This window comes from Micromonospora sp. NBC_01740, assembly GCF_035920365.1.
GTDB classification, from domain to species: domain Bacteria; phylum Actinomycetota; class Actinomycetes; order Mycobacteriales; family Micromonosporaceae; genus Micromonospora; species Micromonospora reichwaldensis.
This window is the reverse complement of sequence record NZ_CP109150.1, coordinates 3,885,057-3,898,662: the sequence shown is the minus strand read 5'-3', so window position 1 is coordinate 3,898,662 and position 13,606 is coordinate 3,885,057. Positions and strand designations below refer to the sequence as shown.

At 76.4% G+C, this 13,606-nt stretch carries 11 protein-coding genes; 2 read left to right on the top strand and 9 right to left on the bottom strand.

Annotated features, from left to right (window positions below):
- Nucleotides 1-7: 7 nt before the first annotated feature.
- The 4 genes from OG989_RS18140 to OG989_RS18125 form a co-directional block, all read right to left on the bottom strand.
- Complete coding sequence (locus OG989_RS18140) at nucleotides 8-469, bottom strand: DUF948 domain-containing protein (RefSeq protein WP_089000990.1); 462 nt, start codon at nucleotides 467-469, stop codon at nucleotides 8-10.
- Between the two features lie 149 nt (nucleotides 470-618).
- Nucleotides 619-1,242 carry a hypothetical protein gene (locus OG989_RS18135; protein WP_327031190.1) on the bottom strand — a complete coding sequence of 208 codons (624 nt, stop codon included), beginning with the start codon at nucleotides 1,240-1,242 and terminating at the stop codon, nucleotides 619-621.
- Nucleotides 1,243-4,217: 2,975 nt separating this feature from the next.
- Nucleotides 4,218-5,723, bottom strand: coding sequence for a replication-associated recombination protein A (locus OG989_RS18130; protein ID WP_151457336.1), 1,506 nt, complete (start codon nucleotides 5,721-5,723; stop codon nucleotides 4,218-4,220).
- A gap of 76 nt (nucleotides 5,724-5,799) precedes the next feature.
- A complete protein-coding gene (locus OG989_RS18125) occupies nucleotides 5,800-6,021 on the bottom strand; it encodes a hypothetical protein (RefSeq protein WP_089000992.1) in 222 nt (73 codons plus the stop codon).
- Nucleotides 6,022-6,186: 165 nt separating this feature from the next.
- On the opposite strand from OG989_RS18125, the gene OG989_RS18120 reads away from it, so the two are divergent.
- Entirely contained in the window at nucleotides 6,187-6,927 is a 741-nt protein-coding gene (locus OG989_RS18120) for a GNAT family N-acetyltransferase (protein ID WP_151457337.1), read from the top strand.
- Nucleotides 6,928-7,039: 112 nt separating this feature from the next.
- On the opposite strand, the gene OG989_RS18115 is transcribed toward OG989_RS18120, so the two are convergent.
- From OG989_RS18115 to OG989_RS18095, 5 genes are all read right to left on the bottom strand, one after another.
- Nucleotides 7,040-8,389, bottom strand: coding sequence for an MFS transporter (locus OG989_RS18115; protein WP_327027724.1), 1,350 nt, complete (start codon nucleotides 8,387-8,389; stop codon nucleotides 7,040-7,042).
- Nucleotides 8,386-9,012, bottom strand: coding sequence for a winged helix-turn-helix domain-containing protein (locus OG989_RS18110; protein WP_151457339.1), 627 nt, complete (start codon nucleotides 9,010-9,012; stop codon nucleotides 8,386-8,388). Before OG989_RS18110 ends, OG989_RS18115 begins: the two co-directional genes overlap by 4 nt.
- A gap of 105 nt (nucleotides 9,013-9,117) precedes the next feature.
- Entirely contained in the window at nucleotides 9,118-9,930 is an 813-nt protein-coding gene (locus OG989_RS18105; protein ID WP_327027723.1) for an SDR family oxidoreductase, read from the bottom strand.
- Between the two features lie 102 nt (nucleotides 9,931-10,032).
- Nucleotides 10,033-11,838, bottom strand: coding sequence for an aspartate--tRNA ligase (aspS, locus tag OG989_RS18100; protein WP_327027722.1), 1,806 nt, complete (start codon nucleotides 11,836-11,838; stop codon nucleotides 10,033-10,035).
- 121 nt (nucleotides 11,839-11,959) lie between these two features.
- Entirely contained in the window at nucleotides 11,960-12,730 is a 771-nt protein-coding gene (locus tag OG989_RS18095; protein WP_151456402.1) for a hypothetical protein, read from the bottom strand.
- 197 nt (nucleotides 12,731-12,927) lie between these two features.
- Between OG989_RS18095 and OG989_RS18090 the strand changes: the two genes are divergently transcribed.
- A complete protein-coding gene (locus OG989_RS18090) occupies nucleotides 12,928-13,599 on the top strand; it encodes a hypothetical protein (protein WP_327027720.1) in 672 nt (223 codons plus the stop codon).
- The last annotated feature ends 7 nt before the right edge of the window (nucleotides 13,600-13,606 follow it).

Below are 13,606 nucleotides of genomic sequence, written 5' to 3'. Positions count from 1 at the left end.
TGCCGGATCAGCGGTTGCCGCGCTTGGCGGCCCGCCGCTGCTGCTTGATGGTGTCGCGCACCTCGCGCTCGGTCTCGGCGTGCCGCCGGGCGGAGGCGGCCTTGCGTACGCCGTAGCCGAAGGCGGCCACCTTGACCAACGGGTTGGCGGCGGCGGCGGAGACGACAGTCGCCAGGTTCGCGACGTTGGCGGTGACGTTCTGCGCGTGGCTGGTCATGGTGTCGACCTTGGCGAGCTGGAGGTTGACCCCGTCGAGGGAGGTCTGCACCTGCTCCAGGGCGGTGTTGACGTTCTTCACCGTGGTGTTCACGTCGCCCAGCAGCGGCGCGGTCCGGTCGTTCAGGTCGTTGATCATCCGGGTGGTGGCGTCCACGGTGTGCCGCAGCCGCAGGATGGGCAGCGTCAGGATCAGCACCAGCATCGCGAACGCGATCGCCGCGATCAGCGCCGCGACCTCGAAAAAGCCCACGCCTGTCCTCCTCAAGCAGAGTTCCGGGAGCCCGACGCCCCCGGAACGCGCGACCGTCCTGCCCACACCGCCGTCCGGCACCCGCGAGGGGCCGGCGGGGGCTGGCGGTCCGCCAGCCCCAGACCCTACCGTCCGTGATGGAAACCGGCTCAGGACGGTGAGGGTGTCGGCGTCGCGAGCGGATCCTCGCTGACCGTCGGGAAGGGATCCTCCCCGGTGAGTGACGGGTCGGTGGTGGGCTGGGGCCGGGTCCGCTCGTCGTCGATCGCGTTGCGGACCTTCACCGACACCAACGAGCCGGAGCACTGCTCCGCAGCGGTCGCCGGTTCGGGCGACGGCACGACCGCCGGTTCCCCGTCCACCGGCGGCGGCACGCAGGCGGGCTCGCGTACCCACAGGTCGAGGGTCAGCTCGTCCCGGCGCCAGCACGTGTAGCTCCCCTTCGCGGGTTGCTCGGGGCAGCGGCTCACCTTCCACGGCTGCCAGCCGTCGTCGGTCAGCGCCCGCTCGTAGACCTGTGCCGTCTCCGCCGGCGGCCGCTCGGAGGTGGCCGTGCGTTCGCGGAGCCGGCAGTCGAGCAGGCACCATCGGCTGCCGCTGACGTCGTCGACGGTCTGCGCCGCCGCCCAGCCCGGCACGTCCAGCTCGTCGAGGGTGTCGAAGACCGGATCGCGGCTGAGCGTACGGATGCCGAAGTAGAGCGGGACCGCGCCGAGCAGCACCACGCTGACCAGGGCGAGGATGCCCATCCGCAGCCGCCGCCGCTCACGCATCCGGCGGCGCAGCTCGGACCGCGCGCCGCGCAGCCCGCCGGGGCCGGCCGCGTCGTCGTCCGGCGACTCCGGCTCCGCGGGCGGGCGCAGCGCCGGTCCGTCCGCCGGCTCGACGGGTGGTACGACAGCCGCGGCGGCCCGCGCCACCACCGGCTCGCCCGCGGCCCCCGGCGGTGGCACCGGCGCAACGCCGGACGGCTCGGGCCGCCCCGGCTCGCGGTGCGGCGGGATCGCCCGCCCGGCGGCGCGGTCCTCGGGCCCGGGGCGGGGCGCCGGGGCGGCCGCCCGGGCGACGCCGGACGGAGCGCCGGGGCCGGGTCGGGGGCCCGCGCCGGACGTCGGCTCGGGCCGGTCCCGCCCGACGGCCGGCGGCCGGGCGGCACCGGAACCCGCGCCGGGCCGGACCGGGCCCGGCGCAGTGGCGGCCGGGCCGGAGGAGGTCTGTTCGGCTCCCCCCGGTACGGCCGGGTGTGTCCCCGGACCGGCGGGACCCGACGGGCCGGGCCCGGGGCGGCGCGGGCCGGGCGGCGCGCTCAGATTCGCGGCGGCCGGGGACGGCCCGGCGACGGACGCCGCGCCGGCGGCCCCGGAGGGCGGTGCGACGGGCCGCGCGGCACCCGCCGGGCCGGCGTCGGGACGCGCGGCGCCCCGGACGGGACCCGCCAGGCCAGGGTCGGGACGCGCGGCACCCCGCGCCGGACCCGCCAAGCCAGGATCGGGACGCGCGGCGCCCAGGGCAGGACCCGCCAGGCCAGGGTCGGGACGCGCGGCGCCCAGGGCAGGACCCGCCAAGCCAGGATCGGGACGCGCGGCACCTCGCGCGGGACCTGCCAGGCCAGGGTCGGGACGCGCGGGACCCGCCACGCCGGCGTCGGGACGCGCGGCACCCCGCGCGGGACCCGCCAGGCCAGGATCGGGACGCGCGGCACCCCCCGCCGGACCCGCCAGGCCAGGATCGGGACGCGCGGCACCCCGCGCAGGTCCGGCCGGGGGCGGGTCGGAGTGGGTCCGGCCGGCCGGGGTCGGGGCGCCGGGCGGCGGCGGAGCACCGGCCGGCGTGGGGCGGGCGGCGCCCCGGGCCGGCGGCCCGGGGTGCGGGGTGTCGGCGGGCCGGGGCGGCTCGGCGGCGGGTCGGGCCCGGCCCGCCGCCCGTCCGGGCTCGGTGGCGTCGGTGGGTCGCGGCGGCTGCCCGCCGGGCCGCGCCCGGCCTGCCGGGACGTTGCCGGTCTCGGCGCCGCGCGGCTCCGGCCCGGGCGGCACCGGCGAGGGCCCGCCCGCAGCGGGCGGCACCGACCGCTTGACCGTCGGCAGGGCGGGGTCGGTGTGGTGTGCCCGGCCGGCCTGCCGCAGCCAGTCGGCGGGGCGCTCCGGTCGGCCGGCCCGGGAATCACCGGGCCGGCGCCGTCCCGCTTCCCCGTCGGCCGGGCGCGGCGGGTTCTCCGCCTCGTCCGGGGCCGCGGGGCCGCCCGGGGGCGGGACCACCCCGGCGTCCGCACGGCGCGCGGGGGGCTGACCGCCCGTGGCGCGTCCGGCCCGGCCGGAGGTCTCGTCGTCGCCGGCCGCACGCCGGCCCCGACCCGCGACCTCGACGTCGTCGGGTACGGCGCGTCGGCCGCGCGGGGCGGAACCGTGCGGCGGCTGCACCTCGACGCCGGGAGGCGCGGCGGGCACACCGGGCACGGGCGGGGCGTTGCCGGAGCGCGGTACCGGCGGGACGTCGCCGGAGCCGGGTACCGGCGGGGCATTGCCGGAGCGCGGTACCGGCGGGGCGCTGCCCGGGCGCGGTACCGGCGGGGCACTGCCCGGGCGGGGTGCCGGCGGCGCGTCCTCCTCGGCGGCGCGGCGTCGGCCGGCCGGCGCACCTGGGTGTCGGCCCCGGTCGGTGCCGTCGCCGTCGGGCATTGGCGGGGCGGCCGTCGGCACGGATCCGGTGCCGTCCGTCGGGACGGGAACGCCGGCGTCGACCGGGCCCCGCCGCATCCGGCCGGACCGGGGGTCACGTCCGTCGGCGGGGGTGCCGCGCAGCTCGCCGGTCGGCGGACCGGCGGGCGGCTGGGGGGTGCCGGGGGCCGGGACGCCGACCCGGGCGGCGCCCACGGCACCGCCGGGCCGCCCGGGGGCGGCCGGTGGCGGCGTACCGCCCGGCACCGCCGCGCGGCCGTCGGGGCGCCGACCTGCCGGGTGCGGCGTGTCCGGGTGTGGGGGCACCGGCGCACCGGGACGCGGTCCGGTCGGCGTGCCGGCGTGAGCGCCGGGGGGCGGCCCGACCTGCGGGCCGGCGACCGGACCGGGCTGCGGCCCGGTCCGCGGCTCGGCCTGCGGAGCCGACGGGAAGCCGGCCTGCGGAGCCGACGGGAAGCCGCCCTGCGGATGCGGTGCGGAACCCCGCTGGGGGCCGGCCGGCGGGGTCGCCTGCGGGCCCGTCGCGGTGCCGGCCGGTGTGCCCGCCGGCGGAATCGCCTGCGGACCCGTGGGGGTGCCCGGAACGGGGCGTGGCCGCCGGTCCGGGCCGTCCGGGCCCGGTTGCGGACGACCGGCCGCCGGGGGCCGGCGGACGGGCTGGTGCGGGGGGACGGCCTCGGGGGCGGCGGGGCCGGCCGGCCGGGGTGGTTCCGGCGCACCGGGCCAGGGTCCGTCCACCGGGCGGGAGCGCGGCGGCTCGGCCTCGGCGCGGCGCACCGGGGGTGCGGCGGCCGGACCGGGGCCACGGTGAGGCGGCGGCCCGGCGGGGCCGGGAGCCGTCGGGTCACCCGGACGGGGGCCGGGAGGCGAGGCGGGTTCCAGCCCGCCCGGCCCCAGCTCGGTGCGCTGCTGCTTGGCCGAGCGCAGGTCGTCGATCCAGCCGAACTCCTCGCCGCTGATCGGCTCCTCGGGCTCGGCCTCGGCCTTGCCCCGCCCCCAGCGGCGCCCCTTGGCGCGGGAGTCGCGCCGCTCTTCGGGGCCGTCCTCCGGTCGCTCCGAACCACGCGATTTCACTACTGACCCTCCCCGGCGGTGTCACTGCCGCCCTCTCGCGCCGCGTCGGCGCCGCCCGTGTCCGTCTGCCGGCGGCCGTTGTCCGCCGAACCGCTCCCGACCCCCGCTGCCGAGGGCGCGGCCGGCGCGGGCAGCCCCCGGACGATACGGCGCAGCAGCGGCAGCCGGGTGGCGACCGAGCGCTCGGCGCCGTGCTGGCTGGGCCGGTAGTAGTCGGTGCCGGCGAGGTCGTCGGGGGCGTACTGCTGGGTGACCACGCCGCGCTGGTCGTCGTGCGGGTAGCGGTAGCCGGTCCCGTGGCCCAGCCCCTTGGCGCCCGAGTAGTGCGCGTCGCGCAGCCCGCGCGGCACCGGCCCGCCCCGGCCGGCCCGCACGTCGGCGATGGCCGCACCGATCGCGGCGGTCGCCGAGTTGGACTTCGGCGCGGTGGCCAGGTGGATCACCGCCTGGGCGAGGTTGAGCTGCACCTCGGGCAGCCCGACGTACTCCACGGCGTGGGCGGTGGCGGTGGCCACGCTCAGCGCGGACGGGTCGGCCATGCCGACGTCCTCGCTGGCGAAGATGACCAGGCGACGGGCGATGAACCGGGCGTCCTCGCCGGCGACCAGCATCCGGGCCAGCCAGTGCAGCGCGGCGTCCACGTCGGAGCCGCGCATGCTCTTGATGAAGGCGCTGGTGACGTCGTAGTGGGCGTCGCCGGCCCGGTCGTAGCGCACGGCCGCCACGTCGACCGCCTGCTCGGCGGTGGCGAGGTCGATCCGCCCGGCGCCGAGGGCCGTGGCGGAGCCCGCCGCCGCCTCCAGCGCCGTCAGCGCCTTGCGTACGTCGCCGGACGCGAGGCGTACGAGATGGTCCTCCGCCTCGGTTTCGAGGGTGAGCGCGCCGCCGAGGCCGCGCTCGTCGGCGACCGCGCGGCGCAGCAGGTCGCGCACCGCCGCGTCGTCGAGCGGCTGGAGGGTGAGCAGCACGCACCGCGACAGCAGGGGCGAGATGACCGAGAAGTACGGGTTCTCGGTGGTCGCCGCGAGCAGCGTGACCGTGCGGTCCTCGACGGCGGCGAGCAGCGAATCCTGCTGGGTCTTGCTGAACCGGTGCACCTCGTCGATGAAGAGCACCGTCTGCGGGCCGCCGGAGCGGCGCTGGCGGCGGGCGGTCTCGATCACCGCGCGCACGTCCTTGACCCCGGCGGTGAGGGCCGACATGGCGACGAACCGGCGGTCCGTGGCCCGCGCCACCAGGTGCGCGATGGTCGTCTTGCCGCTGCCGGGCGGGCCCCAGAGGATGACCGACATCGGCGCCGTGGCCGAGACGAGCTGGCGCAGCGGGGCGCCGGGCGCGAGCAGGTGATCCTGACCGACCAGCTCGTCGATGCTGCGCGGGCGCATCCGGACGGGCAGCGGCGAGTCCTCCCCCACCGCGGTGAACCCGTCCACACCGACGGAACCCGCGGGCGTGGGGGGCGCTCCGGCGGGTTCACCGAGGGAGAAGAGGGCGTCGGACTCCATCAGGGGAACAGTACAAGGCCCGGCCGACGGCGCCGGAAGCGCGCCGTCGGGCCGGGCCCTTGATGATCGATTACGGTCAGCCGCGGCCGGGACGACGGCCCCGGTACCAGCGGCCGCCACCGCCGCCGCCACCGCCGCGCGGGCCCCGGCCGACGCCGGCCAGGTACAGGGAGAGCAGCAGCAGGCCGATCAGTACGAGGGTGTTCCAGTTGAACAGGTCCGGGGCACCGAAGTTGGTGTCCAGCAGGTCGATGAGCAGGGCGAAGCCGAAAACGACCGCCGCGAGAATGGCGAGCATGACGTTCCTCCGGTGGGGGTTCCCAGTGGGTCGGCGCGGGATGTACCCAATCGGTCCGCTCGCCAATCTCCACCGTGGAGCAGCCCCGTCTCCGGTCAGCTTCGGCGGCGGCCGGAGACCGGGGTCCGCCGGCAGGAGGCCGGAGACGGTCCTAGGCTTGCTGACATGATCATCGCCGACCAGGTCATGGAGGGGCGGGACGCCATCCTGGCGGCCGCCGGTCACCACCCGTACGTCCGGCACGCGCTCGCCCGCGACGAGGTGCCGCGCGGCTGGCGGCGCGACGACGCGGTGGGCTGGCTGCTGCCGGCGGAGCACGGCCCGCGCGGCGGCGCGATCGGCGCCCCCGGGCCGGCGGTCGAGGTCTTCGCCGACCAGGTCGCGCGGGGCGCGCTCCGGCCGGGCCAGTGGCTGCACCTGCCGCGGCTCGACCCGGCGGCGCTGCCCGGCCGGCTGGCGGTGGCCCGGCACGACGAGTGGGACTTCCTCTGGAGTGCCGCCGCGCCGCCGCGCCAGCCCGACGAGGAGCGGGTGGTCCGGCTCACCGGGGCCGACCATCCCGCGCTGACCGCCCTGATCGACGAGGCGTTCCCGAGCACCACCTCGCGACCGGGCGACCCGAGGATCGTCGACTGGTACGGCATCCGCGACGGCGACCGGATCGTCGCCTGCGGCGCCGACCGCAGCCGGGGCGACATCGGCTTCCTCGCCGGACTGGCCGTCGCCCCCGACCGGCGGGGGCGGGGGCTGGGCGCGGCGCTGACCGCCGCCATGACCCGGGCCCTGCTCGCCCGCCACGACACCGTGGCGCTCGGCGTCTACAGCGTCAACGTCGGGGCGATCCGGCTCTACCGGCGGCTCGGCTTCACCGGCGCCCTGGCCCGCAGCTCGGTGCACCTGGCCTGAGACGTGCGGCACGGCCCCGGTCGGCGCGGGGACCGTCGCTCGCGCATCGTTGCGGCCCCGGCATGGTCCCGGCCCGCACCGCCGGGGCGACCGCCCGCCGCCCCGGCGGAAGTCAGGCGGACGCTTCCCGACCGCCGTCGGCGTTCCCGCTCGTCAGGGCCATGTCAGCGGCGCGATCCGCGGGCCGCACCGGATCGGCGGCGTCGTGCCTGACCGGGCCAGACCGCCTCCGCCGCTCGGCCCGCCAGGCGGGCAGGTAGAGCGGGGCGGCGACGGCCAGCACCACGGCACCGACGAACATCGCGAGGCTGATGCTGGTGCGGTCGGCCAAGGCGGTCAGGACGACGGCGCCGAGCGCTCCGGCCGGCTGGCCCATCATCGAGTTCAGCGAGATGACACTGGTCCGGTAGGGACCGTCGACCTGACGGTGCAGCAGCCCCATGTGCAGCGGGTTCGACGCGCCGTGCACGGCGTAGCAGGCCAGGAAGGCGATCAGCACCCCGACCGGGCCGGCGAAGAGGCCCATCCCGACGACCGTGACGCCTTGCAGGACACGCAGCAGCGCGGCACTGGGTGCGGCGCCCAGCCGGCGCAGCATCAGCGGGGTCAGCGCGGCGCCGGCCGCGTTCGCCAGCCAGGCCACCGAGGTGGCCGGGCCGAGCAGCGCCGCCGCCCGGTCGGCATCGCCGACGACCTCCGCGAGGCGGACCGGCAGCAGCGACTCGAAGGTGACCATGCCGAAGCCCCAGAACAGCTCCACGGCCACCAGGGCCAGCAGCACCCGGGAGCGGCGCAGCAGCCCGAACGCCTGCCCCACCATCCGGGGCGCCTCGGTGATCGAGGCGCGCAGCGCGCCGGCGCCCTTGGCCGAGCGGGTCTCCACCAGCAGGATCAGCAGCGCGACCAGCGCCACCGTCTGAAGGGCGATGGCAGCGAGCACCGGCAGGGTCAGCGCGCTCACCGGCCCGATCGGGCCGAGTGCGACCAGGCCGCCGCTCAGCAGCGCGCCGGCACCGATGGCGATGCCGATCACGGTGCCGGCGTGGCCGAGACCGGGCTCGTACTCGGCATCCGGGTCGGCGGCGAGGGTGGCGTCGACGTACCAGGACTCCAGCGGGCCGCTGTCCAGCGCCCGGTAGACGCCCTGCAGGGCCCAGGAGAGGAAGAAGAGCCAGAACGAGTCGGCCACCGCGAAGACGGCGAGCGAGATCACGCAGGTCACCCAGGCGGTGACCAGCACGGGCTTGCGGCCGAGCGCGTCGGCGAACCCGCCGGTGGGCAGTTCCAGCGCGAGGACGATCAGACCCTGCGCGGTGGCGACCAGGCCGATCTGGGAGAGCGAAAGGCCGCGTTCCTGCATCAGCAGGATCATCACGGGGATGAGCAGGCCGGAGGGGAGCCAGCGCAGGCCGTAGAGCGCGAGGTAGCGACGCCGGATCTGGCGTACGGAGAGGGTGCTCATCGGTCCTCCTCGGACAACGGGTCTGCGAGCCGCATGTCCGCCAGCATCGGGAAGGCGGCGAGGTAGATCTGCACCTGCTCCGCACCCGGCTCGGCCGGGTCCGCCTCGCTGTGGAACCGCTCCAGGACCCGCCACAGCTCGGCCGTGAGCGCCGCGAGCCGGTCCGGCGGGACGGTCATGAAGACGTCGCCCATGCCGAGGGCGTCACGCCAGGCCGGCGAGTACCCGTGGCGGACGGCGAACCAGTGCTCGGCGTGCTGGACGAAGTAACGGACCTGGTCGCCTTCGATCCACTCGATGGCCGCCCGGGCGTCCGGGTCGTCGTCGAAGTCGCTGGGCTCCCAGTTGGTGACGTCGTGCGCGGCACGCCAGAACCGCTGCCGCCCGGTGCCGAGGTCCGGGTCCTCCACGACGAGGCCGACCTCGGCGAGCTGACGCAGGTGGTAGCTGGTGGCCCCGGTGTTGGTGCCGAGCAACTCGGCGAGGCGGGTGGCGGTCGACGGGCCCTTGATCCGTAGCGCGCCGAGCAGCCGCATCCGCAGCGGGTGTGCCAGCACCCGCACCTGCCGGTGGTCGATCCGGACCTCGCGAGCCGGTTCACGGGCGGCCGAAGGATTCTCCATTCCTGCACAATATCTGTGCACACTTTCTGTGCACAAGAGTTGTGCACAGAAAGTGTGCGTCGACGACGGCGACCGCACCCGGCACGGGCAGGGCTTTCCGGCGGATCAGCGGATGAGCAGTTCGCGCACCCCGCGCAGGCGGGTGCGGAGCAGCCCGGCGGCGCGGGTGGAGTCGAGGCGCACCTCCGCGGGGCGGAGCACGCCGGCAGCGGCGCCGGTGGTGGTCTTCATGCCGGCCGGGTCGATGCCGGAGTGCGCGGCGACCAGCAGGCCCAGTTCCGCGCGGCTGACCGCGTCCGGACCGGCCACGTTGAGCGGGCCGGCACAGTCGGTACGGAGAAGCTCCAGCACGGCGGCGGCCAGGTCGGTGACGTCGACCGGACAGCGCAGTTCGTCGGTGAACAGGCTCGCCCGGCCGGCGAGCGCGTCGTGGCAGAGCTGGATCTGCTTGCTCCCCTCCCCGACGATCAGCGAGGTACGCACCAGCGCCGCGCCCGGGTCGAGGACGCGGACGGCGGTCTCGGCCGCGGCCTTGGCCGCCCCGTACGGGAAGATCGGGCTGGGCGGCTCGTCGTCGGCGTACGGCTCCGGGCGGCCGGCGTGCACGGCGTCGCTGGACACGTGCACGAGCCGCGCCCCCGCCTCGGCGGCGGCGTACGCGACGTGGGCGGCCCCGTCGGCGGTCACCGCCCAGTCGCCGTACCGGTAGGGGGTGCCGACCACGGCTTCGGGGCGGACCCGGGCGACCAGCTCGCGCACGGCGGCCCGGTCCGTCACGTCGAGCCGGCGCGTCTCGACGCCCGGCACCTCGACCCGACCCGAGTGGTACGTCCCCACCACCGACCAGCCGGCACCCACCGCCTGCCGGCACACCTGGGCGCCCAGAAACCCACTGCCCCCCACCACGAGCAGCGTCATCCCGCCCCACCTCCGGCGTTGATCATGAAGTTGTTGTCGCGACACGCCGGGGAGCAACGCAACAACTTCATGATCAACCCAAGGAGGTCGGCGGTGGGTGGGTCAGGTGGGGTCGACCACCGGGGCGGCCGGGCCGGCCGTGCCGGTGTGCGGGGCGGCCTGCGGCTTCGGCTTGGCGTCGATGCCGGCCTCGGTGCGCTGCTGGGCGGTGATCGGCGTGGGCGCGCCGGTCAGCGGGTCGAAGCCACCCCGGGTCTTCGGGAAGGCGATGACCTCGCGGATCGAGTCCGCCCCGGCGAGCAGCATGCAGACCCGGTCCCAGCCGAAGGCGATGCCGCCGTGCGGCGGGGCGCCGTACTTGAACGCCTCCAGCAGGAAGCCGAACTTGTCCTGCGCCTCCTCGGGGGTGATGCCGAGCAGCTCGAAGACCCGCTTCTGCACGTCGCCCCGGTGGATACGGATCGAGCCGCCACCGATCTCGTTGCCGTTGCAGACGATGTCGTACGCGTACGCCAGCGCCCGGTCCGGCGCCTCCTCGAACCGGTCGACCCACTCGGCGTTCGGCGAGGTGAACGGGTGGTGCACGGCCGTCCAGCCGCCCTCGTCCGTGCGCTCGAACATGGGCGCGTCGACCACCCAGCAGAACGCCCAGGCGCTCTCGTCGACCAGGCCGGCCCGCTTGGCGATCTCGATCCGGGCCGCGCCGAGCAGTTCCTGCGCCTCGCGGGTGTTCGTGCTGGCGGCGAAGAAGACCGCGTCGCCCGGCTTCGCGCCGACCGCGTCGGCGAGCCCGCCCAGGTGCTCGGCGGAGAGGTTCTTCGCCACCGGCCCGCGCGCCTCGCCGGTCTCGGCGTCGAGCACCACGTACGCGAGGCCGCGCGCGCCGCGCGCCTTGGCCCAGTCCTGCCAGCCGTCGAGCTCCTTGCGGCTCTGCGACGCGCCGCCGGGCATGACGACCGCGCCGACGTAGCCGCCCGCGTCGATCGCGCCGGCGAAGACCCGGAACTCGGTGCCGCGCAGGTAGTCGGTCAGCTCGGTCAGCTCGACGCCGTAGCGCAGGTCGGGCTTGTCGGAACCGTAGCGGGCCATCGCGTCGTGCCAGGTGATGCGCGGGATCGGCCGGGAGATCTCGTGGCCGGCCAGGTCCTTCCAGAGCGCCGAGACGATCGCCTCGCCGAGGTCGATGACGTCGTCCTCGGTGACGAAGGACATCTCGATGTCGAGCTGGGTGAACTCCGGCTGCCGGTCGGCGCGGAAGTCCTCGTCGCGGTAGCAGCGGGCGATCTGGTAGTACCGCTCCATGCCGCCGACCATCAGCAGCTGCTTGAACAGCTGCGGCGACTGCGGCAGCGCGTACCAGCTGCCTGGCTGCAGGCGCACCGGCACCAGGAAGTCGCGGGCGCCCTCCGGGGTGGACCGGGTCAGCGTCGGCGTCTCGATCTCCAGGAAGTCCCGCTCATGCAGCACCGTGCGGGCGAGCTGGTTGGCGCGCGAGCGCAGCCGCATCGCCTTCGCCGGGCCGCTGCGGCGCAGGTCGAGGTAGCGGTAGCGCAGCCGGATGTCGTCGCCGGCCTCGACCTGGTCGTCGACGGGCAGGGGCAGCGGCGCCGCCTCGGAGAGCACCTCCAGCTCGGCGGCGGTCACCTCGATCTCGCCGGTCGGCAGCTCCGGGTTCTCGTTGCCCTCGGGGCGGCGGGTCACCTCGCCGGTCACGCGGACGCAGAACTCGTTGCGCAGCGCGTGCGCGTCCTCCTCGCGGAACACCACCTGGACCACGCCGGACCCGTCGCGCAGGTCGACGAAGATCACGCCGCCGTGGTCGCGCCGGCGGGCCACCCACCCGGCGAGCGTCACCGTGGTGCCGGCGTCCGTCGCGCGCAGGCTGCCGGCGTCATGGGTACGGATCACGACTCGCGTCTCCTCATCTGCGGTACAGCGTTACCCCTGGCATTCTGTCAGCCCTCCCCCGCCCCCCGTTGCGGGGTGAGGGGGAGGCGGGGTTCGGCCGGCGACGCAGATCCGTCCCCCGCTACAGCCCGATGTCCCAGGCGTGCGCGGTCAGCACCACCGTCCCGTCGTCGTTGACGTCGGTGACCTGCACCAGCGCCATCTTCCAGGTGTCGCCGCGCTCCCGGGCGTCGCTCAGGGAGGTCCGGACGCACAACACCACGCCCTTGCGGGCGGGAACGTTGATGTCCGTGCCGATGGCACCCTTCGCGATCCGGTCGTCGCAGTCGGCGGCGCTGAGCGTCGCGGCGTCGACCTGGGCGCCCCTCGCCCTGCTGGCCAGGTTGAAGTACGACGAGTCGCCGCCGCAGCGGGCGGTGAACCGGAGCTCCTCGCCGTTGCTGACCCGCACCTCGGGCTTGTCCAGGTCGATATCCAGGTCGCTGCCGCAACTGGCCCGCAGCGTGAGGCGCTCGTCGACGTACTTCTCCTTGACCGGGGCCCGCGGGTCGAGGGTGGGTTCGGCGCTCCCGCTGAGGCTCGGCTCCGGTGGCGGCGGTTCCGCCCCGGTCGTCGCCGGCGCCGGCGCGGTCGACGTTCCCGCCGGCTCGCCGGAGCCCGGCCGCTCGTCCACCCGGCCCGCGCCGGCCGCCCGGGCGATGTCCCGGGCGTCGTTGGCCTGGTCGAGCGCCCGCAGCGACAGCACCGTGGCGAGCAGGCCGAGCAGGACGGCCAGTGCGGCGGCCCCGACGGCAACCTGGGGCCAGCGGCTGCCACCGCGCGGCTTCGGCGCGGCCGAGCCGCCCGGGCCGGGAGGCGGCGGCAGCGGGGCGCCCTGCTGGTCCGAGGTCATCTCGTGGCTCCTCACGTCGGGTGGCCGTACAGCCGCCGCCCATGCCTGTTGCCGGGGCAACCGCCGGGCACGGGGCGCATTTATCCCAGAAATCGAGCAAGATCGCTGTCAGCAACCCGTCACCCGTTGGGGACGCGGCGTCACCGCCGAGCCGGGATAATGAACCGCCCCCATCGATCTTGTGCAGGTGAACCCCCATGACCGAGCCGTCGACCGGCACGGACTCCCCCCGCCGCCGACGCGGTCTGACGCCCGGCGAGAAGACCGGTGCGGCGATCGGCCTGGCCAGCCTGCTCGTCGCCGTACTCGCCTGGCAGTGGCCCCGGCAGAGTCAGGACCCGCGGCCCACCCCGCCGCCGACCCCGTCCCGGGTGACCGCGAGCGCCACCGCGCCGGCCAGCACCCCGGCCACCCCCGGCAGCGTCGCCCCCGACCGGACGTACCTCGACGCGCTGACGCCCGAGACCGGCGCCGGCTACCTGCGACCGCTGCCGCGCGCGCTCGCCGGCCGGGCCGACCTGCCGCAGCCGGTCGTGCTCTCCTGCCCGAGCAACGACGGCGCGGACCGCGCCCGCTCGGTCAGCTACCCGCTGAAGCGCCGCTACCTCGACTTCTCGGCCACCTTCCGGGCCTGGTACCCGCCGGGCCAGGATCCGGAGTCCCCCGTGCGGATCAGCGCCGTCGTGACCATCAAGCAGCCCGACGACACCCTGACCCGGCAGCCCCGACCGGGCCGCACGACCACCATGTCCCGACCGGCGGAGTCGCTGACCTTCTCCGTGGAGGGGGCCGACCTGCTGACACTGACCGTGGAGTGCGACCTCGGCGAGGGCCTCGCCGTCCTCACCGACGCCGGATTCACCCGCTGACAGGAGT